Annotated in this window: 30 protein-coding genes; 29 read left to right on the top strand and 1 reads right to left on the bottom strand. The window is 54.0% G+C overall.

Going from position 1 to position 24,997, the window contains the following annotated elements; translation table 11 throughout:
• The first annotated feature begins 53 nt into the window (after nucleotides 1-53).
• From NST43_RS19180 to NST43_RS19065, 24 genes are all read left to right on the top strand, one after another.
• Nucleotides 54-230 carry a hypothetical protein gene (locus NST43_RS19180; RefSeq protein WP_339218745.1) on the top strand — a complete coding sequence of 59 codons (177 nt, stop codon included), beginning with the start codon at nucleotides 54-56 and terminating at the stop codon, nucleotides 228-230.
• A 183-nt stretch (nucleotides 231-413) separates the two neighbouring features.
• The gene (gene aroC / locus NST43_RS19175; RefSeq protein WP_339218743.1) at nucleotides 414-1,583 is read left to right on the top strand and encodes a chorismate synthase; all 1,170 of its coding nucleotides are present in this window, start codon (nucleotides 414-416) and stop codon (nucleotides 1,581-1,583) included.
• 1 nt (nucleotide 1,584) lies between these two features.
• Nucleotides 1,585-2,688, top strand: a complete 1,104-nt coding sequence (gene aroB / locus NST43_RS19170; protein WP_339218741.1) for a 3-dehydroquinate synthase — start codon at nucleotides 1,585-1,587, stop codon at nucleotides 2,686-2,688.
• The gene (gene aroH / locus NST43_RS19165; RefSeq protein ID WP_036698124.1) at nucleotides 2,682-3,053 is read left to right on the top strand and encodes a chorismate mutase; all 372 of its coding nucleotides are present in this window, start codon (nucleotides 2,682-2,684) and stop codon (nucleotides 3,051-3,053) included. The genes aroB and aroH overlap by 7 nt, the downstream gene beginning before the upstream one ends.
• Nucleotides 3,054-3,407: 354 nt before the next feature.
• Entirely contained in the window at nucleotides 3,408-4,961 is a 1,554-nt protein-coding gene (gene trpE, locus NST43_RS19160) for an anthranilate synthase component I (protein WP_339218739.1), read from the top strand.
• 78 nt (nucleotides 4,962-5,039) lie between these two features.
• A complete protein-coding gene (trpD, locus tag NST43_RS19155) occupies nucleotides 5,040-6,080 on the top strand; it encodes an anthranilate phosphoribosyltransferase (RefSeq protein WP_036727291.1) in 1,041 nt (346 codons plus the stop codon).
• The gene (trpC, locus tag NST43_RS19150) at nucleotides 6,070-6,900 is read left to right on the top strand and encodes an indole-3-glycerol phosphate synthase TrpC (RefSeq protein WP_339218737.1); all 831 of its coding nucleotides are present in this window, start codon (nucleotides 6,070-6,072) and stop codon (nucleotides 6,898-6,900) included. The genes trpD and trpC overlap by 11 nt, the downstream gene beginning before the upstream one ends.
• Nucleotides 6,893-7,573 (top strand): phosphoribosylanthranilate isomerase, encoded by a 681-nt coding sequence (locus NST43_RS19145; protein WP_339218735.1) that lies wholly within the window; start codon nucleotides 6,893-6,895, stop codon nucleotides 7,571-7,573. Before trpC ends, NST43_RS19145 begins: the two co-directional genes overlap by 8 nt.
• The gene (gene trpB, locus NST43_RS19140) at nucleotides 7,570-8,769 is read left to right on the top strand and encodes a tryptophan synthase subunit beta (protein WP_076079183.1); all 1,200 of its coding nucleotides are present in this window, start codon (nucleotides 7,570-7,572) and stop codon (nucleotides 8,767-8,769) included. Before NST43_RS19145 ends, trpB begins: the two co-directional genes overlap by 4 nt.
• Nucleotides 8,766-9,590 (top strand): tryptophan synthase subunit alpha, encoded by an 825-nt coding sequence (gene trpA / locus NST43_RS19135; RefSeq protein ID WP_209993903.1) that lies wholly within the window; start codon nucleotides 8,766-8,768, stop codon nucleotides 9,588-9,590. Before trpB ends, trpA begins: the two co-directional genes overlap by 4 nt.
• A gap of 23 nt (nucleotides 9,591-9,613) precedes the next feature.
• Nucleotides 9,614-10,711, top strand: a complete 1,098-nt coding sequence (gene hisC / locus NST43_RS19130; RefSeq protein WP_339218731.1) for a histidinol-phosphate transaminase — start codon at nucleotides 9,614-9,616, stop codon at nucleotides 10,709-10,711.
• 58 nt (nucleotides 10,712-10,769) lie between these two features.
• Nucleotides 10,770-11,864, top strand: a complete 1,095-nt coding sequence (locus NST43_RS19125) for a prephenate dehydrogenase (RefSeq protein ID WP_209993901.1) — start codon at nucleotides 10,770-10,772, stop codon at nucleotides 11,862-11,864.
• A 621-nt stretch (nucleotides 11,865-12,485) separates the two neighbouring features.
• On the top strand, nucleotides 12,486-13,073 hold the full coding sequence (locus tag NST43_RS19120; protein WP_209993900.1) for a sigma-70 family RNA polymerase sigma factor: 588 nt from the start codon (nucleotides 12,486-12,488) through the stop codon (nucleotides 13,071-13,073).
• 152 nt (nucleotides 13,074-13,225) lie between these two features.
• On the top strand, nucleotides 13,226-13,672 hold the full coding sequence (locus NST43_RS19115; protein ID WP_339218728.1) for an anti-sigma factor: 447 nt from the start codon (nucleotides 13,226-13,228) through the stop codon (nucleotides 13,670-13,672).
• A 120-nt stretch (nucleotides 13,673-13,792) separates the two neighbouring features.
• Complete coding sequence (locus NST43_RS19110; protein ID WP_339218726.1) at nucleotides 13,793-14,380, top strand: histidine phosphatase family protein; 588 nt, start codon at nucleotides 13,793-13,795, stop codon at nucleotides 14,378-14,380.
• 90 nt (nucleotides 14,381-14,470) lie between these two features.
• Nucleotides 14,471-15,559 carry a hypothetical protein gene (locus NST43_RS19105; protein WP_339218724.1) on the top strand — a complete coding sequence of 363 codons (1,089 nt, stop codon included), beginning with the start codon at nucleotides 14,471-14,473 and terminating at the stop codon, nucleotides 15,557-15,559.
• An 11-nt stretch (nucleotides 15,560-15,570) separates the two neighbouring features.
• Nucleotides 15,571-16,077 (top strand): gamma carbonic anhydrase family protein, encoded by a 507-nt coding sequence (locus NST43_RS19100; RefSeq protein WP_339218722.1) that lies wholly within the window; start codon nucleotides 15,571-15,573, stop codon nucleotides 16,075-16,077.
• Nucleotides 16,078-16,095: 18 nt separating this feature from the next.
• Nucleotides 16,096-16,275, top strand: coding sequence for an IDEAL domain-containing protein (locus NST43_RS19095; RefSeq protein ID WP_036698090.1), 180 nt, complete (start codon nucleotides 16,096-16,098; stop codon nucleotides 16,273-16,275).
• Between the two features lie 153 nt (nucleotides 16,276-16,428).
• Nucleotides 16,429-16,854, top strand: coding sequence for a DUF2487 family protein (locus NST43_RS19090; protein ID WP_339218719.1), 426 nt, complete (start codon nucleotides 16,429-16,431; stop codon nucleotides 16,852-16,854).
• 221 nt (nucleotides 16,855-17,075) lie between these two features.
• On the top strand, nucleotides 17,076-17,630 hold the full coding sequence (locus NST43_RS19085; protein ID WP_339218717.1) for a ubiquinol-cytochrome c reductase iron-sulfur subunit: 555 nt from the start codon (nucleotides 17,076-17,078) through the stop codon (nucleotides 17,628-17,630).
• Between the two features lie 5 nt (nucleotides 17,631-17,635).
• Entirely contained in the window at nucleotides 17,636-18,307 is a 672-nt protein-coding gene (locus tag NST43_RS19080) for a cytochrome b6 (RefSeq protein WP_036698729.1), read from the top strand.
• Between the two features lie 23 nt (nucleotides 18,308-18,330).
• Nucleotides 18,331-19,206 carry a c-type cytochrome gene (locus NST43_RS19075; protein ID WP_339218714.1) on the top strand — a complete coding sequence of 292 codons (876 nt, stop codon included), beginning with the start codon at nucleotides 18,331-18,333 and terminating at the stop codon, nucleotides 19,204-19,206.
• A gap of 87 nt (nucleotides 19,207-19,293) precedes the next feature.
• Nucleotides 19,294-19,941: a DUF1405 domain-containing protein gene (locus NST43_RS19070; RefSeq protein ID WP_339218713.1), complete on the top strand. Its 648-nt coding sequence runs from the start codon at nucleotides 19,294-19,296 to the stop codon at nucleotides 19,939-19,941.
• A gap of 54 nt (nucleotides 19,942-19,995) precedes the next feature.
• Nucleotides 19,996-20,895: a sporulation protein YpjB gene (locus tag NST43_RS19065; RefSeq protein WP_339218711.1), complete on the top strand. Its 900-nt coding sequence runs from the start codon at nucleotides 19,996-19,998 to the stop codon at nucleotides 20,893-20,895.
• A gap of 91 nt (nucleotides 20,896-20,986) precedes the next feature.
• On the opposite strand, the gene NST43_RS19060 is transcribed toward NST43_RS19065, so the two are convergent.
• Complete coding sequence (locus tag NST43_RS19060) at nucleotides 20,987-21,859, bottom strand: YitT family protein (RefSeq protein WP_209993891.1); 873 nt, start codon at nucleotides 21,857-21,859, stop codon at nucleotides 20,987-20,989.
• Between the two features lie 167 nt (nucleotides 21,860-22,026).
• Here NST43_RS19060 and NST43_RS19055 point away from each other — a divergent pair, with 167 nt between their 5' ends.
• Genes NST43_RS19055 through bshB1 form a run of 5 tightly spaced genes read left to right on the top strand, consistent with a single transcriptional unit; the run spans nucleotide 22,027 to nucleotide 24,917 of the window.
• Entirely contained in the window at nucleotides 22,027-22,356 is a 330-nt protein-coding gene (locus tag NST43_RS19055; RefSeq protein ID WP_339218709.1) for a nucleotide pyrophosphohydrolase, read from the top strand.
• Between the two features lie 59 nt (nucleotides 22,357-22,415).
• A complete protein-coding gene (locus tag NST43_RS19050) occupies nucleotides 22,416-22,937 on the top strand; it encodes a tetratricopeptide repeat protein (RefSeq protein WP_209993889.1) in 522 nt (173 codons plus the stop codon).
• 32 nt (nucleotides 22,938-22,969) lie between these two features.
• On the top strand, nucleotides 22,970-23,773 hold the full coding sequence (gene dapB, locus NST43_RS19045; RefSeq protein ID WP_339218708.1) for a 4-hydroxy-tetrahydrodipicolinate reductase: 804 nt from the start codon (nucleotides 22,970-22,972) through the stop codon (nucleotides 23,771-23,773).
• Between the two features lie 17 nt (nucleotides 23,774-23,790).
• Complete coding sequence (gene mgsA / locus NST43_RS19040) at nucleotides 23,791-24,216, top strand: methylglyoxal synthase (RefSeq protein WP_036727258.1); 426 nt, start codon at nucleotides 23,791-23,793, stop codon at nucleotides 24,214-24,216.
• A complete protein-coding gene (gene bshB1 / locus NST43_RS19035; RefSeq protein WP_339218706.1) occupies nucleotides 24,213-24,917 on the top strand; it encodes a bacillithiol biosynthesis deacetylase BshB1 in 705 nt (234 codons plus the stop codon). The genes mgsA and bshB1 overlap by 4 nt, the downstream gene beginning before the upstream one ends.
• The last annotated feature ends 80 nt before the right edge of the window (nucleotides 24,918-24,997 follow it).

Genomic DNA, 24,997 nt, shown 5'->3' with positions numbered 1-24,997 from the left:
GATACTGGGAAGTAGCAAGAAACCTAACGCCAAGTGAAAGGTCGTTAACCCAGATGGACAAAAGCAAGGTCATCACCGCCTACCGGCGGGGGTTCCTCACCGTCCGCGAATGCGGGCAGATTCTCGGCATCGAGGAGCTGCAGCTGCAGAGCCTGCTTACTGCGGAAGAGAGCAGAACCGGCAGCCGCTTTCCGGCACCAGACTGCGACAGTCTGGAGACAGGCTCCTGAACGGGGCAGCACAGCAGCGCCGCTTCTACTCGAAAGAGCAGGAGCGGCGCTTGTTTTGTAACGCAGGCAGCGGCGTGTTGGGCTATTGCTTTCTTGTCAAAGCGGAGAGCCTATACTATAATAAGCAAAGACATTTAACATTTTAGCGGTTTACAGTCCAAAAGTGTGAAGGGGGAACGCAGCATGAGTTTACGCTACTTAACAGCGGGGGAAACACACGGCCCCCAGCTTACAGCCATTATTGAGGGATTGCCCAGTAATTTGACACTAGACTTTGAAGAGCTTAATTTCCAGTTGCACCGGAGACAGAAGGGCTACGGCCGCGGACGCCGGATGCAGATTGAGAAGGATACTGCCCAGATCGCCGGCGGTGTGCGTCATGGCTATACCACGGGTGCTCCGGTAGCGCTCATTGTGGAGAACAAGGACTGGACACACTGGAAGAACATTATGAATATTGAACCGATTCCGGGCAGTGACGAAGAGAAGCGCCGGGTAAACCGCCCGCGTCCTGGTCATGCGGACCTGAACGGCGGACTTAAGTATAACCATACCGATCTGCGCAACGTTCTGGAGCGCTCAAGCGCCCGTGAGACGGCAGCAAGAGTAGCCGTAGGCGCGGTAGCCCGTCAGCTGCTTGCAGCTTTCGGAGTGAAAATTGCCGGACAAGTCATCCGCATCGGAGAGATCGAAGCACCAGCTAACGATCTGCCTATCGATGAGCTGATTGCTCTTACTGAAGAATCCTCTGTGCGCGTAGTGGACAAGGAGACTGAGCGGAAGATGGAGGCTTACATAGACAAGATCAAGGAAGAAGGCGACTCCATCGGCGGGATTGTGGAATGTATTGTCGAAGGTCTGCCTATCGGCCTTGGCAGTTATGTACAGTCCGACCGCAAGCTGGACGGTGCCATCGCCGGAGCCGTGATGTCGATCAATGCCTTCAAGGGCGTGGAGATCGGCATCGGCTTCGAAGCCGGGAAGCTGCGCGGCTCACAGGTCCATGACGAAATCATGTATGAAGCCTCGCAGGGTTACTACCGGGCGAGCAACCGGCTGGGCGGGTTCGAAGGCGGAATGACCAATGGGATGCCGGTGGTCGTCAGAGGGGTAATGAAGCCGATCCCGACGCTGTACAAACCGCTGCAGAGTGTGGATATCGATACGAAGGAGCCGTTCACTGCCCAGGTGGAGCGCTCAGACGCCTGTGCCGTTCCGGCGGCTTGTGTCGTACTGGAGAGTGTAGTAGCCTGGGAGATTGCCAAGGCGTTCCTGGACAAATTCGGCGGGGATTCTCTGGAAGAGATCCGTGCGAACTACAATAATTACCTGGCCCAGCTGGAGAGCTATTAGGATGCGCAGCATTACTGTAGACTTAGGCGAACGTTCATATCCGATTTATATCGGCAGCGGTCTGCTGCGCAGCATTGGCGAACGCTGCATCGAAGCCGGGTTTGCACAGCGCAGCCCGCTGCTGGTGGTCAGCGATACGGAAGTCGCGCCGCGTTATCTGGAGCAGGTGGAGGCCTCCCTCCGCAGCAGCGGATATACGGTGGTCAGCCATGTCATTCAGGCGGGTGAAGCCTCGAAGTCACTAGCTGTCTATGAAGAAGTCATCACCACAGCCATCCAGGGCGGGCTGGACCGCAGCTCAGCCGTGCTTGCGCTTGGCGGGGGAGTCGTTGGCGATCTGGCCGGCTTCGTTGCCGCATCTTATATGCGGGGAATCGGGTTCATGCAGATTCCAACGACCATTCTCGCCCATGACAGCAGTGTAGGCGGCAAGGTAGCCGTTAACCATCCGCTGGCCAAGAATATGCTGGGCGCCTTTTATCAGCCGTCGATGGTGTTATATGATCTGGACACCTTAGCGACGCTTCCACCCCGGCAGGTCGCTTCAGGCCTGGCTGAGGTGGTCAAGCACGGGCTGATCCTTGACCGTGAGTTCGCTTACTGGTGCCGTGAGCATGCGGATGAGCTGCTGGCTTTGGACCCCGAGGCGCTGGGGTATGCGCTGGAACGCGGTTGTGCGATCAAGGCGGATGTAATCGGCGGTGATGAACGAGAGCACGGACAGCGTGCGATTCTGAATCTGGGGCATACCATCGGACATGCTATTGAAGCTGTCGGGGGCTATGGCACCTTCCTGCATGGAGAGGCGATTGCGATTGGCATGGCCGGATCTGCTCTGCTCGCCGCGAAGCTGGGCCGGGACAGACAGATCTACGAGGATACCGTGTCCATGCTCGCCGCCCTGTCGCTGCCAACCCGGCTTCCTTCGAAGTATAGCAGGGAAGAGCTGATGGAAGCGATGATGCATGACAAGAAATTCAAGGAAGGCCGAATGACTTTTATCGTGCCGGAGGCCATTGGTGAAGTTAGTATCATCAGTGATGTGCAGGCAAGCGATGTTACAGAAGTCATAGCTCAGCTTAAGAAGGAGGGGAGCCCATGGTGAACCGGGGCATACGCGGTGCAACGACCGTAACCCAGAATGAAGAGACGGAAATTTTACGTGAAACGGTGATCCTGCTAAGGGAAATTGTGGAGCGCAATGATGTGATCGCAGAGGATATCTGCAGTGTGTGGATTACGATGACTACGGATCTGGATGCGACCTTCCCGGCACGGGCGATCCGTGAGATTGAAGGCTGGGAGATGGTTCCGCTGATGTGTTCCGTGGAGATCCCTGTGAAGGGCAGCCTGCCGAATTGCATCCGCCTGATGGTGCAGGTGAACACCGACAAATCCCAGCGGGATATCCGTCATGTGTATCTGAATGAAGCCCAGCGGCTTCGCCCGGATCTCTCACAGAGCAAGTAATAAATTATAGTTCCGGGGTTGTCAATGACTACCGTCATCATGTATAGTGAAGTTAGCCGAGTTAAGCAGAGTTTAGAATGAGTTGAGTGGAGTATAGTTGAGCAGAGTGTAGGACTTTTAGTAGAGCAGACCATTGACTGTCAGTGATCTTTTTTGGCATACCTGTATAGCAGTAACTTATGATGAGTTGCATCTGCGCTATCCCTGTAGCCATGGAGGATTCTCATGCATTCGATTGGGTTCATGCCGGTCCGAGGCGCTTATTCACATACTGACTATCAACAAACCTCTACTCCGGTAGAGGTTTTTCTGTATTTCGGACAATATCCGTTATCACCCTAGGAGGTTACCCAAGTGACGAATCCGAGCATTGAAGAAGTGGTGTCGCTGTCGCGTGAATACAATCTGATCCCGGTCGTAACAAGATTGCTGGCTGATATGGAAACGCCGATCCGGCTGTTCCAGCGGTTTGCAGAGCAGGATCGCGCATTTTTGCTGGAGAGTGTAGAGGGCGGCATTCAATGGGCACGTTATTCTTTTATCGGCAGTGATCCGTTCCTGATGATCTCCGGCAAAAAGGGGCTGATCCAGGTGGAGGTCGGCGGCGAGAAAAAACAGCTGTCCGGCAAACCTGTCGAGGAGCTGAAAGCGCTGCTCCGTTCCTATCGCAGTCCCAAGCTGGACGGCATGCCGCCGTTTACGGGCGGAGCCATCGGATTCTTCGGTTACGATCTGCTGCAATATTACGAGAAGCTGTCCGCACATGCCGTAGATGATCTGAATATGGATGACATCCGTTTTATGTTCTGTGACCGCATTATCGTCTTCGATCATGTGAAGCAGCAGATCCTGCTGGTGGGTAATCTTCATATCAAGGATGGCGATACGGATTCGGATATCCGGGCCAACTATGAGGAGCTGAGCAGCCGCTTGGTGAATCTGGCAGAGGAGCTGCAAAAGGAAGGTCCGAAGGAGAACGTCAACCGCCGCAGTATTCCGCAGGACATTGAACTGGGAGAGGTTCACTCCAATCTCACGAAGGAGCAGTACATCCACAACGTAGAGCAGGCCAAAGAATACATTCGTGCCGGAGATATTTTCCAGGTGGTGCTGTCGCAGCGGATGCATATCGAGACCGAGGTCTCTCCGCTGCATGTGTACCGGATGCTGCGCATTCTGAACCCTTCTCCCTATATGTATTATCTGAAAATGGATGAGGAGATCATCGTCGGTACCTCGCCGGAAGCGCTGGTCAAGGTAGACGGCGGACGGGTGGAGACCCGGCCGATTGCCGGAACCCGGCCGCGCGGAGCAACACCTGCAGAAGATCATCAGCTGGCCGCAGAGCTGCTGGAGGATGAGAAGGAACGTGCGGAGCATCTGATGCTGGTAGACCTGGGCCGCAATGATCTGGGCCGGGTCTCGAAATTCGGCAGCGTGAAATGCAATACATTCATGGAGATCGAGAAATACTCGCATGTCATGCATCTGGTCTCGAATGTGACCGGAACGCTGGCCGAGGATAAGGATTTCTTCGATGCCTTCCTCTCCTGCCTTCCAGCAGGTACGGTATCGGGAGCGCCGAAGCTGCGGGCGATGGAGATTATCGCCGAGCTGGAGCGGGAAGCCCGCGGCGCTTATGCCGGAGCGATCGGATATCTCGGCTTCTCCGGGAACATGGATTCCTGCATCACGATCCGCACGATTATCTTCCGCAAAGGCCGCGCTTATGTGCAGGCCGGAGCAGGAATCGTCTGGGATTCTGTGCCGGAGAAGGAATATGAGGAGACGGTGAACAAGGCGAAGGGGATGCTGAAAGCGATCCGTATGGCGGAAGCCATGTTCCCAACCGAGGTGAAGGAAAAGCAGGTCATTAACCAGGATTATATGTATGAATATACCCCGTGAACCGGGAATTAGCAGAGACGAGATCAGAAGAGCAGAGACTGCTCCATAAAACTTAAAACTTTTAGGAGGACATCAACTATGGACGCAAGCCAGTTACTACAATCAGGAATTGCCGGTTTAATCGAGGGGAAGGATCTTACCCGTACGCAGGCCCGGGAGATTATGGGCACGATTATGGAAGGTGCAGCTTCACCGGCGCAGATCGGATCGCTGCTGACCGCGCTGCGGATCAAAGGGGAGACCGTTGAAGAAATCACCGGCTTCGCTGAGGCGATGCGCGGTTTCGGCACACAGGTGCTTACAGAACGAAGCCAGCTGCTGGATACTTGCGGCACGGGCGGCTCCGGCATTCATAAATTCAATATCTCCACAGCTTCGGCGATCATTTCCTCCGCAGCTTCTGTAAGAGTGGCGAAGCACGGCAACCGTTCGGCGTCCGGCAGAGCGGGCAGTGCAGATGTGCTGGAGGCGCTCGGCGTCAATATTCATCTGAATGCGGAGCAGGCGCGGCAATGTCTGGACAGTATCGGCATCTGCTTCCTGTTCGCTCAAATCTATCATCCGTCCATGAAGCATGCCGCTGCTCCCCGCCGTGAGCTGGGTGTGCGGACGGTCTTCAATATGCTGGGCCCGCTGACCAATCCGGCCGGAGCAGACCGGCAGCTGATGGGCATTTATGACCGCAATAAGACAGAGACGGTTGCCAAAGTCCTGGGTGAGCTCGGCTCCAAGCGGGCGATGATTGTCAGCAGCCTCGATGGCTTGGATGAGATCAGCATCTCGGCACCGACTCAGGTCTCTGAGTTGAAGCAGGGCGTAGTCACCACCTACGAAATTACACCGCAGGAGCTTGGCCTCAGCCAGCATCCGCTGGAGGACGTCATGGGCGGCGATGCCGCAGAGAATGCGGCGATTATCACTACAGTGCTGGAGGGTAATATCAATCCGTACCGTGACATCGTACTGGCAAATGCCGGGGCTTGCATCTATGTCGCCGGTCTTGCCGATACACTTAAGGAAGGCGTGGACCGTGCCCGAGAGGTTGTGGATTCAGGGGCGGCCCTGCGCAAGCTGGAACAGTTAAAAGCGATGACAAAGGAGCTTGATTATGTATCTTGACCGGATTGTTGCCACGAAAATGAAAGAGGTAGAAGCGTTAAGCCAGCAATTCTCGCTTGGCGCGGCGGAGCGCTCCATTGCCGCATTGCCTGCTACCAGAGGCTTCCGCAGCGCCTTGACTGAACGCCGGAACCGGGAGATGGGGCTGATCGCCGAGGTGAAAAAGGCCTCGCCGTCCAAGGGACTGATCCGGGCCGATTTTGATCCGGTGACGATTGCCCGGGGCTATGAAGCGGGAGGAGCAGATTGCCTGTCCGTGCTGACGGACAAGGATTATTTTCAGGGCAGCGGCGTGTATCTTCAACAGGTAAGAGAGGCGGTGCAGCTTCCGCTGCTGCGCAAGGACTTCATCATTGATGAGAAGCAGATCTATGAGGCCCGCCTGCTTGGTGCGGATGCCATTCTGCTGATTGCGGCCATTCTGACCCCGCAGCAGCTCGCCGCGTTCACCGACTCCGCTGCCGCACTTGGACTCGATATTCTGATTGAGGTCCATGACCGCACTGAACTGGAGACGGTATTGTCTACTGGTAAGGCCGAACATCCGGGGGTTCTGCTGGGCATCAATAACCGGAATCTCAAGACGTTCGAAACCTCACTCTCCGCTACGGAGGAGCTGGCAGCCTTGCTACCCGCCGGTCTTCCGGTAATCAGCGAGAGCGGGATTACCGGGCCGGAGGATATTGCGTATCTCCGCAAGACACGGGCAACCGGTGTGCTGGTCGGAGAATACCTGATGCGCCAGCCGGATGTAGAGCAGGCGGTCCATCAGCTGCTCGGTCCGCTTTCTGCCGGGAAGGACCGTGTGCGGCATGACTGAACCCCTCGTAAAAATCTGTGGACTTCAGGGCGTTGAAGTGCTAAAATCTATGAATAGTTTGCCGCTCGATTATGTAGGCCTGGTGTTTGCACCCAGCCGCCGGAGGGTTACCGCGGGAGTGGCTGCGGAGCTGATTGCAGAGCTGGGCAACTGGAAGTCGGAGCCTGCGCCCCGTCCGGTGGGCGTATTCGTTAATCCCGGCCTTTCTGAGCTGGCAGAGCTGCTGAGAACTGTACCGCTGGATGTCGTGCAGCTTCATGGACAGGAGAGTCCGCAGTTCTGTGCGGAGGTCAAGGCGGCTTTTCCCCAGGTTAAGGTCTGGAAGGCCCTTTCGGTTGCCGGGCGCAATCCTGATGCAGGGGATGAGGTTCATACTCTGCTTGACAGCTATGCAGGCACCATTGATGCGCTGCTGCTGGATACCTATGATCCGCGGGAGCGCGGCGGTACGGGCCGTACATTTGATTGGGAACAGATTCCCTTATACCAGCAAGCGGCGGCGAAGCATGCGCTGCCTTTATTTATAGCCGGAGGCTTGCATCCGGACAATGTGAACGAACTGCTGGACGGCTACGCCCCTTATGGCGTGGATGTCTCCAGCGGAGTAGAGACTAGCGGCAGTAAGGACATTGCCAAAATGACAGCTTTCGTAGAAAGGGTGAAGCAATCATGATACAAGTACCGGACAAAAATGGACGTTTTGGTTCTTTTGGAGGCCGCTTCGTTCCTGAGACCTTGATGACTGCACTGATTGAGCTGGAGGAAGCCTACAATAAATTCTCGGCAGACCCGGCTTTTCAGGAGGAAATAGATTATCTGCTCAAGCAATATTCGGGCCGTGAGACCCCGCTGTATTATGCAGAGCGGCTAAGTAAAGAGCTTGGCGAGGCCAAGATCTATCTGAAGCGGGAGGACCTCAATCATACGGGCGCCCACAAGATCAACAACGCGATTGGACAAGGCATCCTGGCCAAAATGATGGGTAAAACCAAGGTGATTGCCGAAACCGGCGCAGGCCAGCACGGAGTAGCGACAGCTACGGTAGCCGCATTGCTCGGCATGGAATGCAAGGTGTTCATGGGCGAAGAGGATACCCGCCGTCAGGCGCTGAATGTCTTCCGGATGAAGCTGCTAGGGGCAGAGGTTATTCCGGTGACCTCCGGCTCCAGAACGCTGAAGGATGCCGGTAATGAGGCGCTCCGCTACTGGGTGAGCAATGTCGAAGATACGTTCTACGTGCTTGGCTCTGCAGTAGGTCCCCATCCGTATCCGATGATGGTCCGTAACTTCCAGCGGATTATCGGGGATGAGACCCGCCGCCAGATTCTCGAAGCGGAAGGGCGTCTGCCGGATCTACTGGTTGCCGCTGTAGGCGGAGGCAGCAATGCCATCGGCATGTTCTATCCGTTCATGGAGGATGAGCAGGTGGCGATGATTGGTGTTGAAGCTGCCGGTAAAGGCGTAGACACTCCGTTCCATGCAGCAACCATGAGCAAGGGAAGCCATGGCGTGTTCCAGGGCTCGCTGAGCTATCTGCTGCAGGATGAGCACGGACAGGTCATCGAGGCCCATTCCATATCGGCAGGTCTTGATTATCCGGGCGTGGGGCCGGAGCATTCCTATCTCAAGGACATTCACCGTGCCCAGTATGTGCCGGTGACGGATGCGGAAGCGCTGGATGCGCTGAAGCTGCTCTGCGTGACGGAAGGGATTATTCCCGCCCTGGAATCGGCTCATGCTATTGCCCATGTGGTGAAGCTCGGCAAGACGCTGACCAAGGATGATATTGTGGTGATCTGCCTGTCGGGCCGCGGCGACAAGGACGTCGAATCCATTATGGCTTATACGGAAGGGGCGGAGCAGCAATGACAACTGAAACGACAAACCGGATGGACCTGACGTTTAACCGGCTGAAGGCGGAAGGCCGTACTGCCCTTATTCCGTTCCTTACCGTAGGCGATCCTGATCTTGAGACGACACTGGATATTATTGCCGAGCTGGAGGCAGCCGGAGCGGATATCCTGGAGCTTGGCGTTCCTTACTCTGATCCGCTCGCCGATGGTCCGGTCATCCAACGGGCGTCCGCAAGAGCGCTGCGCAGCAAGGTTCATCTGCGCACCTGCATGGAGACGGCGCTGAAGGCGCGGCAGGCAGGCAGTGAGCTGCCGTTCATCCTGTTCACTTATTACAATCCGGTGATGCAGATGGGGCTGGATACGTTTTTTGCGGAGCTGAATGCCCATGAGATCAGCGGGCTGATCATTCCTGATGTGCCGGTTGAGGAATCGGAGGACCTGCGTGTACGCAGCCGCGCCGCCGGAGTGAATCTCATTCCGCTCGTGGCCCCGACCTCCAGCGAACGGATCGCCCGGATCGTATCCGGTGCGAGCGGCTTCGTCTATTGCGTATCCTCACTCGGTGTAACCGGGGAACGCTCTAGCTTCCACAGTGGAGTAGATGAGTTCATTGCGTCCGTCCGCCGGGCTACGGACCTGCCTGTCGCTGTAGGCTTTGGGATCTCCACTGGAGAACAGGTATCCCGTTTTGCCAAGATCTGTGATGGTGTTGTAGTCGGAAGCGCCATTGTCCGCAAGGTGGAGGAGGTTATTCCCCTGCTGTCCCAGCCGCAGACGAGAAGCGCCGGACTGTTGCAAATTCGTGAATTTGTGGCACAATTAAGACCTAATTAACTTTTGGAGAGCGAGGATCACCCATGAATCCCAAACCGAATATCGTTGACCTTCCTGTCTACAAGCCAGGGAAGCCGATTGAAGAAGTCAAGAAGGAGCTGGGCTTAAGCGAAGTCATTAAGCTGGCATCCAACGAGAACCCTTACGGGGCTGCACCAAGTGCGAAGGCCGCTATTGTAGCAGAGCTGGAGAACCTCTATTTGTACCCGGACGGCTCCGCCGCTGAGCTGACGGCAACGCTGGCTAAGCATCTGGGCGTGGCAGGTGACCGTATTATTTTCGGATGCGGATCTGACGAGATTATTGCACTGATTGCCCGTGCCTTCTTCCTGCCCGGTGACGAGACGATTATGGCGGATCAGACCTTCTCTGTATATAAGAGCAATGCCGATATAGAAGGGGCTGTAACGATAGAAGTCCCGCTTAAGGACGGAACGCATGATCTGGATGCCATGCTGGCGAAGATTACAGACCGGACCAAGATCGTCTGGATCTGTAATCCGAACAACCCAACCGGCACCATTGTGCCTGAGGATGCCCTGATTACATTCCTGGATGCGGTACCTGCCGGCGTGATGGTAGTCTTGGATGAGGCTTATTATGAATATGTGACGGATCTGAGCTACACGGACGGCATTAAGCTGATCGACAAATATCCTAATCTGGTAGTCCTTCGTACCTTCTCCAAGATCTATGGTCTTGCTGCGCTCCGTATCGGTTATGGTGTAGCCAGCCAGCAGGTGATCTCCCTGATTAATCAGGTGCGTGAGCCGTTTAATACGACACGTTTGGCTCAGGTGGCGGCGGTGGCAGCACTCTCCGATCAGGAATATGTACAGCAGTGCCGTGCACTCAACAGTGCCGGGATTGTGCAGCTTGAGGCGGAATTCGCGCGTCTCGGGCTTACGTCGTTTCCGGCTCACGGCAACTTCATTATGGTGGATGTACGCAAGTCGGCCGCTGAAGTCTTTGATACGCTGCTGCGCCAAGGAATCATCGTCAGAACAGGCTTCCACCGGTATCCGACCTACCTGCGGGTGACCATCGGCTCCGCCGAGCAGAACACAGCCTTCGTAGCTGCCCTGGAGCAGTCGCTGAAGGAACAGGAAGTTCGCGCATAACCGTAAGGACTCAGAAGCTGGATTGACGATACCACAGAAGGCAGGTAGTACTAAGAACATGACGACAAAAATAGCAATTTTCGGTGTCGGCCTGATCGGCGGCTCACTGGCCCTTTGCTTCAAAGGCAAGGAGGGCCTGACCGTTGTAGGCCATGCCCACCGCCCTGAATCTGCTGCTAAATATGTGAGCAGAGGTGTGGTTGATCAGGCTACATTATCACTTGAGGAAGCTGCACTGGATGCGGATTATATTTTTCTGTGTGTGCCGGTTGGCATGCTTGAGGACTATCTTCAGCGGTTAAGCAAGCTGCCGCTGAAGCCGGGCTGCATCATTACAGATGTCGGCAGCACCAAGGCCAGCATCGCCGCGTGTGCCCTTACACTGGATATTCCCGGTGTACATTTCATCGGAGGCCATCCCATGGCCGGATCGGAGCGTTCAGGCGTAGAGGCAGCCTCCTCCTTACTGTTCGAGAATGCGTACTACGTGCTTACGCCCCCGCCGGGCGTACCGGAAGCTGCCTACCAGGCTCTGGAGTCGCTCCTGCTATATACGAGAGCACAGATTGTCCGGCTTGATCCGGAGCGCCACGATGAGATTGTTGGAGCGATCAGCCATCTGCCGCATATTATTGCGGTAGCGCTGGTGAATCAGATTCATGCTTACGATCATTCGGACTCCTTGTACAGCACGCTGGCTGCGGGGGGCTTCCGTGATATTACCCGCATTGCTTCGAGCGATCCGATCATCTGGCGCGATATTCTGCTGAATAACCGTTCTGTGATGCTGCGGCTGCTGAAGGATTGGAACGATGAGGTGTCCTCGTTCATCCATCTGCTGGAGAGCGGGGATGGCGCTGGCATCGAGTCGGCCTTCCATGAGGCGAATCAATTCCGCAGTCAGCTTCCTGAGCGGCGCAAGGGAATGATCACTCCGCTGTTTGATCTGCATATTGATGTTCCCGATCACCCCGGCATTATCGGCCGTATTGCTACGGAACTGGGCGACCAGGGCATCAACCTTAGCAACGTGCAGATTATTGAGAGCCGTGAGGATGTTCCCGGGATCATGCGCTTGTCCTTCCGCCAGGAGGACGATATGGAGCGGGCCAGAATTCTGCTGCAGGAGAATGATTATACCGTGTATATGTAAAAGTAGAGCCGGGGACGGATGCCTCGGCTCTTATTTTGTTTTTGCCTGCATGATGAGGAGAAGGGGGGCAGTGAGAGGCCATTAAATACCCAAATGTTCGTAAAAATGGGCAAAAAAAAGACCGCTTACATAATAAGCGGTTACAGTTCACAATTTCTTGGAACCGTGTAGTGTTTGGATAGGAGTGGAGAGAAACCATACTGTACTTTTATTATATGTATACGGTTACATTCTGTCAATACTTTATTTAAAGAAAAATAACACCGCTTTCATCACCCGGCCTGCACTTCTCTCATAGTCTATTAATTTCCACCTGTTAGAAACTATGCTATACTGGGTTAAGTATGTTTATAGATTCCTTCCAAGTATTGGGTAACCGCTTGCTGGACAAGAGGAGACGGGCTGTGTTGTCCTGTAAGGAGAATGCTGCCATTCTTCTAATTTGAAAAGGAATTGAAAGTTGGAAGCCTTAAATAACGGTGAGTTGAATATACATAGGAAGTATTGGATTTTTGTGCTGCAAATTTGAAGTAATGCCGCAACTTTTTGTTACCTGCCCGGTATAAGTAGATACGGACCGGACGGGATTACACGTGCAAGGGCGAGGAGGGCCGACTCACCATGACGGATTCCCAGTTGATCCAGTTAATCAAGCAAGGCGATACAGAATTATACTCGGAACTCATGCGACGATATCAACGCAAGATATTGGCTTTTGTGTACCACATGCTGAAGAACTCCCATATGGAGCTGATTGCCGAAGACCTCTGTTCAGAGACCTTCTACAAAGCTTTCCGGAGTCTTCATTCCTTCCGTGAAGTGGATGCTTCGTTCTCCACATGGCTGTACACCATTGCCCGCAATACAGTACTTAGTGAACTTCGTAAGAACCGTGCCGGGAATGTATCGCTTGAAGAGAGCGGATATACACCAGTGGCACCGCTTGATGTTGCCCCGGAACAGGCGGCATTACGCAAGGAACGGATGGAACTCGTCCGCGAAGCGATTAACAATCTCCCGGAGAAGCAGCGTTCCGCGCTGATTCTGCGTGAATATGATCAGATGGATTACCAGGAAATTGCCGTGATTCTGGATCAGAGTGTCAGCTCGGTCAAATCACTGCTGTTCCGGGCAAGGAGCAGCGTCAAGCTACAGCTCGAATCCTATTTCTATGAGCCTGATGTTGAAGAGCAGGCTGAGAGGGTGTAAGGCCTATGAATTGCAGGGAAGCGCAGGATTCCATTCCACACTTATGGGACGCTCCCCCCACAGATCCCAGGCGGATTAGACTTGAGAGACATATCGCAACCTGCTCCTACTGCAGTGCCGAATGGGCGCTGTGGCAGGAGACCAGTGAGCTTATGCAGGATACAAGATTCGATGTCAGCGATGAGCGGGCAGAAGCGATCAACAGCAAGGTAATGGAGCGGATTTATCTGGAGAGTCCCTGGCTTATGCCCGGTGACGGGAAGTCTGCGGGAAGCTCGGCAGTATTCCGGCATCGCTTAAGCCTCTGGATTGCCTGTTTCCTAGCGGTGTTCATCTCCAGCTTCTTATATTTCACCGTGTTCAAGACCCCCTCGAATACGACGGCGGCACAGAGCGGGATCGTCGAGACAGGTGTGGCAGGCTTAACCCTGGACTGGTCTTCTTCTTATCCGGTGGAATCTGAGGGCGGCGGGATCATTGAGCCGCTGGTGGCCAACATGGGCCCTGCACATCCGCAGTACTGGATGGTATTGTCGACGCTGGGCGTCGGATTATCCATATTCCTGCTGGTCCGCCTGAACCGGTACCGCAGACAATGAGAACCCCCTTCCCGAGTATGGAGAAGAGGGTTTTTGATATTTGTTAAAAAGGAAGACATTTGTTTTCATTCGTGTTACATTATTAAGCAAACATAAAAGGGAAGGGAACGGTGATAGGCGATGCTGATCGGCTTAATACGCCATGGGCTGACGGATTGGAATGCGGTAGGTAAAATTCAGGGACAAAGTGATATTCCGCTAAATGATGAAGGCAGGCGGCAGGCTGAGATGCTGGGCGACCGGCTGCTGCAGGAGCCTTACCGCTGGGACTACTGTATTACCAGCAGCCTGTCCCGTGCAGCAGAGACCGGGAAGATTGTAGCGGCCAAGCTGGGCGTTCCATTACTTGAGCCGGATGACCGTATCCGTGAGCGTGCCTACGGCCAGGTGGAGGGCATGACGGCTGAAGCCCGTGAAACTAAGTGGGGTAAGGATTGGAAGCTGCTGTCTCTGGGACAGGAGAGCGATGAGGCGCTTCAGGTCCGGGGGCTTGCGTTCCTGGAGGATATTACGGCCCGGTTCCCGGGTAAGAATGTCCTGATCATCTCCCATGGAGGATTCCTTGCACAGCTCTACACCGCACTCTATAAAGACAAATATTCGGAACGGCTCGGCAATCTCTCACTGACGATTCTGGAGAAAAACGAGCAGGAATGGAATCCGTTACTGTACAACTGTACCCGTCATATTTTACAAAAACAGCATTAACCCGACCCTTCGGGTTATTTTTTTTGCGGCAAAAGGAATAAAAAGGGCTGTATTTCCCATAATGGTAGTAAAACAGTGAGGCGATGAGAGATGAATCTGGCGGATATGCTCACTTATGCAGACATTAGTCAGCTTACCGCCATTGCGGGACGCTACCAGTGTGAGTGCAAACGGAATTCCAAACATGATTTGATTCAGAGTATCTTGATCACCTTGGGCAGCCGGGAGTTCATGGAGTCCCATATAAAGGGGAGTTCCCCGGGAGAGCTGCGTTTGCTGAACAGTCTGCTCTTTGATGAACGCAGCCACTTCAGCCTGGAGGATCTGCTGGCCGCTGCCCGGCAAGCCTCCTTCGATGCTCCGCCCGGCAAAAGCGGGGACTACCGCGAGCTGGTCAGCCGGCTTAAGAATAGCGGCTGGCTGTTCAGCGGAGCTTCCCAGCAGAGCCGGTATCAGTTCCAGGTGCCGCTGGATTTGAAGAAGCGCTTCCGTGAACAGATGGCCCAGCATTTGCAGGAATGGATTGTTCCTAGCCCGGAGCCTGCAGTGTACAGGGGGGAGGGGGATTTGCTGGCCGGAGACCTGCTGCTGTTCCTGAGGTATGTGAAGGAGAATGAGCCTGAGCTTAACCAGGAAGGTGCGCTCTATAAACGCAATCAGCAGGGAGTGATGAATGCGCTGCAGATCGCGGAGCCTTTGCTCGGCAAGGGAGGCTGGAGATTCGGTTACGGCAGGGCCTGTGAGCATTATCCGCCGAGATTTGCCCTGCTGTACGATTATGCCCGCCACCGCCGCTGGATCTCCGAGGAAGGCTACAGGCTGCAGCTTACAGCCGCAGGCGAGCAATTTCTGGCGGAGGGGAAATTGGAAAAGCTGATGCAGTTATTCTCCTTTTGGTTAAGACTGTATAAAGGGGCTATTCCCAACTTGCCTTCGCTGGTCTACTGGATCAGTCTAAGTGCGGGCAGATGGGTGACCACAGACTCGCTGTCAGAGGGAATCGGATGGCTGATCAAGCCCTTTTATTACGACGATGCCGCTTCCATTCTGGAACAGCGCGTCTTGCGGATGATGCTGCATCTGGGCATGCTTAAGCTTGGTGAGGAACCCGCAGGAACAGTAGTCATGATGACACCCTGGGGATGTGAGGCGGCTGTGCCGAAGCATCTGCTCAGGTAAGGGGGAGAGAGATGCGGATTGCCTATGGGAGTTACATACCGCAGCTTGACGAATCAGTCTATGTGGCGGAAGGCGCTAAGCTCGTTGGCGATGTAAGAATAAGCAAACAATCCAGTGTCTGGTTCAACGCCGTACTTCGCGGTGACCTGGCGCCAGTGATTATCGGGGAACGCTGCAATATCCAGGACGGTGTGGTCGGCCATGTGGCGGAAGGATTGCCGCTGGTGCTGGAGGATGACATCTCGGTCGGGCACTCAGCAATCATCCACGGCTGCCGGATAGGCAAGGGCACATTAATCGGAATGGGTGCAATTGTACTGAACGGAGCAGAGATTGGTGAATATGCTTTAGTAGGAGCCGGCTCCGTTGTAACCGAGAACACAATCATTCCTCCGTACACGCTCTCCTTGGGCACACCGGCCAAAGTGATCCGTGAATTGACTGAGCAGGATCTGCTGAGGATGGCACGCACAAGTGAAAGCTATGTGAAAAAGGCAATAGAATACGGAATTTCTTAAACAGCGGAGGTGTATCGAATGGACAAAATGAAGGCTACTTATGAAGTGATGCTGGGGCTGGCTGCGGAAATGGTGTGGGATGAAGCGTTAAGAAAGCGTCGTACCGACATGTTGTACCGGAAGATCGACACGGCGCTGGCTGCCGGTGATGAGGCGGCTTTCCGAAATCTGACTGAAGAACTGAAAAGTTTGGCATAGGAAATGCGCTTGGCGCATTTCTTTTTTTTGACTTGGCGTGAGCCGTGGACCCCTTTAATCCAGAATTAAAGATTGCCAAGCCGTATACACTTGTTTATGATGCTTTTAAAGTAAGAATGCTTGCTGCGGGATGCGGCTAGAGGGGGCGAATCTATGAAATTCAGTGATTTTGACAGGAGAGCCTGGGAGACCGATGGATCATACTATGATACCTGCATTATTCCGTATAGCGGACTTCAGGGCACAGAGACTCCGCCGGAGACAGTAGCGCTACTTGAACGGCAGCGTGATTTCCTGGAATTGGCCGAACAGCCGTACAAGGGGAGGGTCGTGACTTATCCGGCGGTACAGTATGCTGGTCCCGGAATGACAGCTCTTGTGAATGAACTTTGCCGAAAAGTCAAATCCAGCGGCTTCCAGTATGCGATTGTGATGTCTGCCAATGAGGAGCTGCGCAGGGAGGAGGTTTTTGAAAGCGATTTACTCCTTTGCCTGCCTGAGATAGCATCCGATTCCAGAGCTGCGGTAAGTGCGCATGTGCGGGGTGAAATCCAAGCCTTGTGGCAGAATGGAAAATGAGTTAAATGTGACGGAAAATCAACAATTATTCAAAAAACAGCCTTAAACGCCTGTCACAATTTAGACAATATTCTTGACGGGTTTTAGACCCTAAGCTATGATTAGGATGAACTTATATGAACTGTGATATATTTCATTGAAAACGGAATTTTTACCTAAAATACCTATGCAACAACTCTGCAGGTGCCTTCTCACATTTTGAAAAGGGGGTTACATACAGTATGAGCAGCCTTAATGAAGAAGAAGAGTCACTTACGCAAGAACCGCCCAGCCGAAACGAGATGTCACGCAGACAGTTTTTGACCTACACACTAGGAGGGGCTACCGCCTTTATGGGTGCCGGAGTTATCTTGCCGATGGTCCGGTTTGCTGTAGATCCGATTCTGCAGAAAAAAGGCGAGGGAGAATTCATCAAGGTAGCGGAAGCGTCCAAGATTACAGAAGAGCCCCAGGAGTTCACCTTCGAGCTTCCGCAGCAGGACGGATGGTATGCCAGTACAGCTATGCTTACGGCGTGGATTCGTAAAGACGCGAACGGAGATATTTATGCGCTTTCACCGATCTGCAAGCATCTGGGCTGCACCGTAGGCTGGAATAACAACAAGGCGCATCCCGATGAATATCATTGCCCTTGCCATGGCGCCCGTTATACGAAGCAGGGCCGGCAACTGGCCGTGGCTGCCAAGCCGCTGGACCAGTACACCACCAAGATTGACGGAGGCTGGGTATATCTCGGTGAAATCGTCCCTAATACTGTTTCGGCGAAGGAGGCGTGAACGGCGTGTTCAAAAACGTATATAACTGGATTGACGAACGTCTGGATATTACACCGATCTGGAGAGATGTTGCCGACCACGAGGTCCCCGAGCATGTCAATCCCGCACACCACTTTTCAGCCTTTGTCTACTGCTTCGGCGGACTGACCTTCTTCATCACTGTAATTCAGATTCTGTCAGGGATGTTTCTGACCATGTATTATGTCCCGGATATCATTAATGCCTACGCCAGTGTGGAATATCTGCAGACCAAGGTCGCCTTCGGTAAAATCGTCCGCGGCATGCACCACTGGGGCGCGAGCCTCGTCATTGTCATGATGTTCCTTCATACGATGCGTGTGTTTTTCACCGGTTCGTATAAGGCCCCACGCGAGATGAACTGGGTAGTGGGGATGCTGATTTTTTTCGTCATGCTGGGACTGGGACTGACCGGTTACCTGCTTCCGTGGGATAATAAGGCGTACTTCGCCACCAAGGTTACGCTGGAGATCGCCAATTCGGTTCCGTTCATGGGGCCGGTGCTCAAGGAGCTGATGCAGGGAGGCAATATTGCCGGCGCCGAGACACTGACCCGGTTCTTCGCCTTACATGTATTCTTCCTCCCGGCGGTTCTGCTTATACTGCTTGTCGGGCACTTCATTATGATCCGCAGACAAGGCATATCCGGTCCGCTGTAAAATAACGTTTAGGAGGCACGGTCATGGCACACGGAGACGACTCTAAAGAGAAGGTGGTATTCGTCGGGGATTCCCGGGTCCGCAGAGGAAACGGATTCATAACCCCGCCGGATTATACGGCGTATCCGGGCAAATCGGAAGCCTTTATCCCTAACTTTCTGCTTAAGGAATGGATGGTTGGTGTAGTAGTGCTGGTGGGAATTCTGGTTCTGACCCTTTCGGAGCCGGCTCCACTCGGGTTCCCTGCCAATCCGGCAGCAACGGTAATTCCGATTCCTGACTGGTATTTTCTCTTCCTCTATCAGTATTTGAAGCTCCCTTACGCATCAGGTGACTATATCGTGCTGGGAACGCTTGGTGTGACTGGGGTGGCCTTCGGGGCGCTGCTGCTGGCGCCTTTCCTGGATACCGGCCCGGAGCGGCGGTTCTATCGCAGACCGATTGCATCCTCGCTGATGTTCCTGTCCCTCGCAGCAATCGTCTACTTGACCAACACAGCCTGGACAGAATACAAGCATGAGATGGCTGAGACCGGCCAGATTCCAGAGGATGTTCAGCGCGAAGAGAAGGCCGCCGAGAATAAGGCTGCAGGCTTGCCAACCACAAGTGCCGTCAAGCCGAAGGATATTGCCATTGTGGACAAGGATGATCCGGCGATGGCACTCTATAAGCAAGCAACCTGTATAACCTGCCATGCGGTAGATATGAAGGGCTCCGGCAGTATTCCCTCGCTGCGAGGTGTCGGTGACAGTCATGATAAGGCGGCGATTCTTACTATTATAAAAGAAGGCAAGGGCCAGATGCCGCCAATGGTTGAGACGGCTATGGGAGCAGGGCTGACCGAGCAGGATATCGATGAGCTGGCCGGCTGGCTTGCCAAACAAAAAAGCGGACAGTAAAATAACAGTAACGCAGGACCTGATCGTGTATGCGCTCAGGTTTTTGTTATGTCATGAAGCTGCTACAGTCGGGGGGAAGTTGTTCGTATGACGGGTCATTGGTTTGAGAAGTTATTTAGGGACCGAAGAATAATATGGCTGCTGTTTATCGTGAATCTGCTCGGAACGGTCTACGGATATATGTGGTATGGCAACCAGCTCACGTTCACAGCGCAGACTGAACCGCTCTGGCTCCTGCCGTTTGTTCCCGACAGCCCTACGGCCAGCCTGTTCTTCACAGCTGCATTGCTGCTGTTACTCTATCCGCCAAGAGGGCTTACAGGAACGCTGGTGCGTGAGCTGATTGAAGCGTTGGCTGTCCTAACCTCTGTGAAGTACGGAATATGGGCGGTGAGTATCATTGTAGCCGGCGGTTATCAGGGGGATTCGATAACCTGGAAGGACTGGATGCTGATGATCTCCCATACCGGAATGGCTGTGGAAGCCCTGATCTATGCCCGGTTCTTCACCTTCCAGAGGATGCTGCCTGTGGCGCTTGCGTGGACGTTCGCAAACGATATAGTGGATTATTCACAAGGCGTGTATCCATGGCTGCCCTCGGTGCTTGATGATGATCTTATCGCTGTTCAGTACTCCACCATGGGGCTTACGCTGTTCAGTACGGCCGCAGCCTGGCTGTTCTGCGGCCGGACAAGGCGTCCGGCACTTCCGGACAGCACTGCCGTGAAGCGCTGACCTCTGTTCTAACTCTTGTCCTTCCGCCATAGATTAAGGTGGGAGGGATGTCTTATGCCGCGCAGAAAAGTATTCATACTGTCAGCAATCCTGCTGTGCTGCCTGCTCGCCGGTATCGGCGGAGGCCGCGTTCAGGCTGAAGCAGGGAATGCCGCTGCAGACCAGGGAAGTACAGCTTACATAGAAGCACCCGGAAGTGTACCCAGTGATCCTGCTGCGCTCACGGCCAGAAGCGGAGCGCAGCGGCTGGAGCAGGCTGCGGAAGCTCTGTACGGCTATGTGCTCGAAGGCGATGTGCTGAAGGCCCGCAAGGAAGCAGAGGAAATCTCACAGATCTTCATCTCCTCGTCCTTTGAAGGGATGACCTCAGTGGAGGGGGTCAATGCACTCTCGTCCGTCATTCTGGATATGAAGTCGGCACTGGCTGCGGCCCAGCCGTCCCCGGAGAGATGGGAAGCGGCTGCGGCGAAGCTGCGGCTTGCCGCCAACAGCCTGAATCACCCCCGCCAGCCCATGTGGCTGCAATACTACAAGCTGGTCCGTGAGGATTTGAACGATATGGAGCAAAGCGCCGCCGCGGGTGATCTGAAGGGTTGGACAGCGGCGCTGGCAAGACTTCAGAGCCGGTATGCGAATATCCGGCCTGCAGTGATCATCTCCCGGCCTGCTGAGGCGGTGAACACCTTTGATTCCTGGCTGTCTTTCGCAGGAGGGGTGGCAGGCTCGGAGCAACCCGTGGAACGGGCCCGCCTGCTGGAGATTGTGTCCTATGGACAGGATGCAGCAAGAGTGATGTTCGGCAAGGACCGCAGCGAGCCGGTCTTGTCGCTGCCGCTGGCTCCGCAGCAATACGGGGGCTGGGCTCTGCTGGCAGGCGCGTTTATCCTTACGGTGCTGGCGTATACGGCTTACCGTAAGTACCGCGGCCAGAAGCGGGATTTGAAGACCGTGTAGGGTAGAGCAGAGGTAACAGAGGATACAAAGAGGGCGGACCCCACAAGCAGCCAGTGCCGGCTTGTGGGGTCCGCCCTTATGTGTGTATAGATCAGGTCTCCCGGAAGCCTTCGCCGTGAACGTCATGAACGTCGCTGATAATGACGAAGGCCTTCGGGTCCACCGACTTTACCAGCAGGCTGAGCCTGCGGATCTCCTGTCTGGAGACCACGCAGTAGACCATGTGCTTGGCCTGCTTCGAATAGGCACCGATTGCCGGGATTAAGGTAACACCGCGATCCATTTCTACGGTGATCAGCTCGGCAATCTGCGGCGCCTCGTCGCTGATGATGGTGAAGGCTCTGGCGGCGTAGGCCCCTTCCTGAATGAAATCAATTACACGTGAGGCGATGAAGACTGCCACGAGAGTATATAATATTTTTTCGCGGGGAATGTAGAGCAGGGAAGCCCCGATAATAATGATATCCACAGCCAGAATAATCTGCCCCATACTCCAGCCGAACTTGCGTCCAAGGATCCGTGCAACAATATCTACACCCCCGGTGGTGCCCCCGAAACGGAAGACAATCCCCAGACCCAGACCCAGAGTGACCCCTGCATATAATGAAGCAAGAATAAAATCATGCTCGGTGCTGAACGTTACAATCCAGCCCGCCTTGATCATCCGCTCAAATAACCAGAGGAAGAAAGACAGAGAGCCGATGCCGAGTCCGGTATAGACGATCTGATTCGCCCCGAGCACCTTCCAGCCGAGCAGAAAGAGCGGGAGGTTGAGCAGCAGTGTCGTTAAGAAGATAGGGATGTCAAAGGCGTAATTGAGCAGGATGGTAATCCCGGTAACTCCGCCCTCCATCAGCTGGTTGGGAATGATGAAATACAGTAGTCCGAATGCGTAGATGGCCGTACCCAGCATGATGGGGGCCACTGTTTTGCTGACTGTGCTGATTTTAATGGATGAACTCATATAATCCCTCGCCTACGCCTCTAAATGGGCAATTTATATGTAATGATCCCCCCGGAGAGCACGTAAGCTCCAGGCGGCATTGCAAAAAAGATTTGTCTTCAAAACGTCTTTACGATAACATAGGGGCAAACAGAAGGCAAGAACACACGGGGGTGAAAGGGAAATTTATGGATAAAAGTCTTGGTGACATACAACGTGAGGTAGATACCTACATCTCACAGTTTAAAGAAGGCTACTTCAGTCCGCTGTCGATGCTGGCCCGGATGTCCGAGGAAGTCGGAGAGCTGGCGCGCGAAGTCAACCATCAATTCGGCGAGAAGCCGAAAAAAGCGGATGAAGCCGATAATTCGATTGAGCTGGAGCTGGGCGACATTCTCTTTATTACCGTTTGTTTCGCCAATTCCCTCGGTATAGACTTAACAGAGGCGCATAATAAGGTTATGCACAAATTCAATACGCGTGATGCCGGGCGCTGGACGCCCAAAAACACCGATTAGGCCTATGCTACATATGCTGTACCAAACGAACGGGTTTTAGCCGTAAGGATGGTGAGGATATGGATCATAATGATTATGTAAAAGCGGCCTACCGCTCGATACTCCGCAGTGACTTTGCTGAGGCCATCACCTTGTTCGAAGCGGCCATTGCGGCTAGTCCGGACGATGCGGAAGTCAGATACCGCTGCTCTATTACCTATGCCCGCAGCGGCATGCTGGACAAAGCGCTTGAACATGCTATAGCCGCACGCCGGCTGGATGGGACCAAACCGGATTATCAGCTGCATCTGCAGCATCTGCAGGCTCTTAAGCTTGTGCAGGAAGCGAAGCGGCTGCTGGAGGATGAAGCAGCGGACAGTGTGAATCCGTACCATCCGATTACGCTGCTGAAGGAAGCTGTATCGCTTGACCCTCTCTACGGGGATGCTTATGTATGGCTGGCGATTGCGCACAGCCGGATGAATGAACATCTGCAGGCGATTGCGGTATTGAAAGAAGTTATGTCGCTGCACCCGGATGACAGCGGCCTACGTCTGCTAATGAAGGATCTGCAGAAATCGCTGCAACAATATATACAATAATAACAGAGCCAGGGAAAGCGGGGAGAATTCATTTGAGTGACAAGATCAGGATTGTTGTTTCCGGAGCCGGAGGCAGAATGGGCAAAGAGGTTGTGAAGCTGGTATTGCAGGATGATGAACTCAAGCTGGCAGCAGCGGTTGACCGCTCTGCACATGGCAGTGATGCCGGCCGTCTGGTTGGCCTTGAGGACTGTGGTGTGCTTGTAACTTCGGATCTGGAGACTGCGCTTACAGATACAGCTGCCGATGTAATGGTAGATTTTACGATTCCACAGTCTGCATACAGCAATACTGCGCTGGCGGTCAAGTACGGCGTCCGTCCGGTTATCGGAACCACCGGCTTCACGCCGGAGCAGATCGCGGGGCTGGACAAGCAATGCCAGGAGCAGGGAATCGGCGGACTGATTGCGCCTAACTTCTCCATCGGCGCGATTCTGCTGATGAAATTCGCTGCCCAGGCCGCAAAGTATTTCCCTCATCTCGAAATTATCGAATATCACGGAGACCAGAAGCTGGATGCTCCGTCAGGAACAGCGATTAAGACGGCAGAGATGATCTCTGAGGCGCGGCAGGAGCTTCGCCAGGGACATCCCGAAGAAGAAGAGCTGATTGAAGGCTCGCGCGGCGGGTATTATAACGGCTTCCGTATTCACAGTGTGCGTCTTCCGGGCGTTTTTGCCCAGGAGGAGGTTGTATTCGGCGGGTTCGGACAGTCGCTGAAGATCCGTCATGACTCCTATGAGCGTGCGGGTTATATGCCTGGAGTCAAGCTCGGGATTCAAAAGGTGATGGGCTATACCGGCTTGATTTACGGTTTTGAGCATTTTATAGAATAGACGGGGAGAGAAACAGAATGTTGAAAATTGCTTTTATCGCACATGACCGCAAAAAAGATGAAATGGTTAATTTCGTAACTGCTTATGAGCATGTCTTTGAAGGGCATAAGTTATTCTCCACCGGAACCACGGGCCAGCGTATCATGGAAGTGACCAAGCTCTCCATTCACCGCTACATGTCCGGGCCGCTTGGCGGCGACCAGCAGATTGGCTCGATGGTCGCTACGGATGAGCTGGATTTGATTATTTTCCTGCGTGATCCGCTGATGGCCCAGCCGCATGAACCGGATATTACGGCGCTGCTTCGTCTGTGTGATGTGTACGGGATTCCGGTGGCCACGAATATTGCTACAGCGGAAATTCTGGTGAAGGCTATCGACCGGGGAGATTTCGGCTGGCGTGAGCTGGTACATAAATACAAGCCGGGTGTGGACGAGTCATGAAGCTTGACATCCTGGTATTCGGGGCGCATGCGGATGATGCCGAGATCGGCATGGCAGGCACAATTGCCAAGCATACTGCCGCCGGCTTCAAAGTGGGAATGTGCGATCTGACCCGGGCAGAGATGTCCTCAAACGGAACGGTGGAGCTTCGGGAACAGGAGGCTCATCAGGCTGCCGCAGTGCTGGGCGCGGTGGTGCGGACCAATCTGGGACTGCCTGACCGTGGACTGTATATGACAGAGGACCATCTGGCGGCTGTCACAGCGGAAATCCGCCGTTATGCTCCGTCCATGGTATTTGCCCCTTACTGGGAAGACCGCCATCCCGACCATATTGCCTGCAGTAAGCTGGTGGAGGAAGCGGTATTTAATGCGAAGCTCCGCAGATATATGCCGGACAAGCCTGCGATTCCTGAGCCCGAGTTATATTTCTACTTCATTAATGATCTTGGACGGACGGATCTGATCGTCGATGTGACTGCGCAGTATCCGCTGAAGGAGCAGGCATTGTCCTGCTATCGTTCCCAATTTGGACTCGCTCCGGGTGAAGATGCCGTTGCAACGCCATTGACGGAAGGGTATATCGAGCGCGTCCGTTCCAGAGACATGCTGCTCGGCCAGCGGAGGCTCATTCGTTATGCCGAAGGGTTCGCCGGCAAGGTTCCGTATACGGTAGATCTGTTTAGTACTGCCCGCAAATAAAGCGTCACTCGACATTGCCCGGAAAACAACTATAATTAATTCATAACGTTACTTGAAGTAATAGACTTAGTTTAAATGAA

This window comes from Paenibacillus sp. FSL H8-0332 (assembly GCF_037963835.1).
Lineage (GTDB): Bacteria > Bacillota > Bacilli > Paenibacillales > Paenibacillaceae > Paenibacillus_AQ > Paenibacillus_AQ rhizoplanae.
This window is presented reverse-complemented; position numbering and strand designations above follow the sequence as displayed.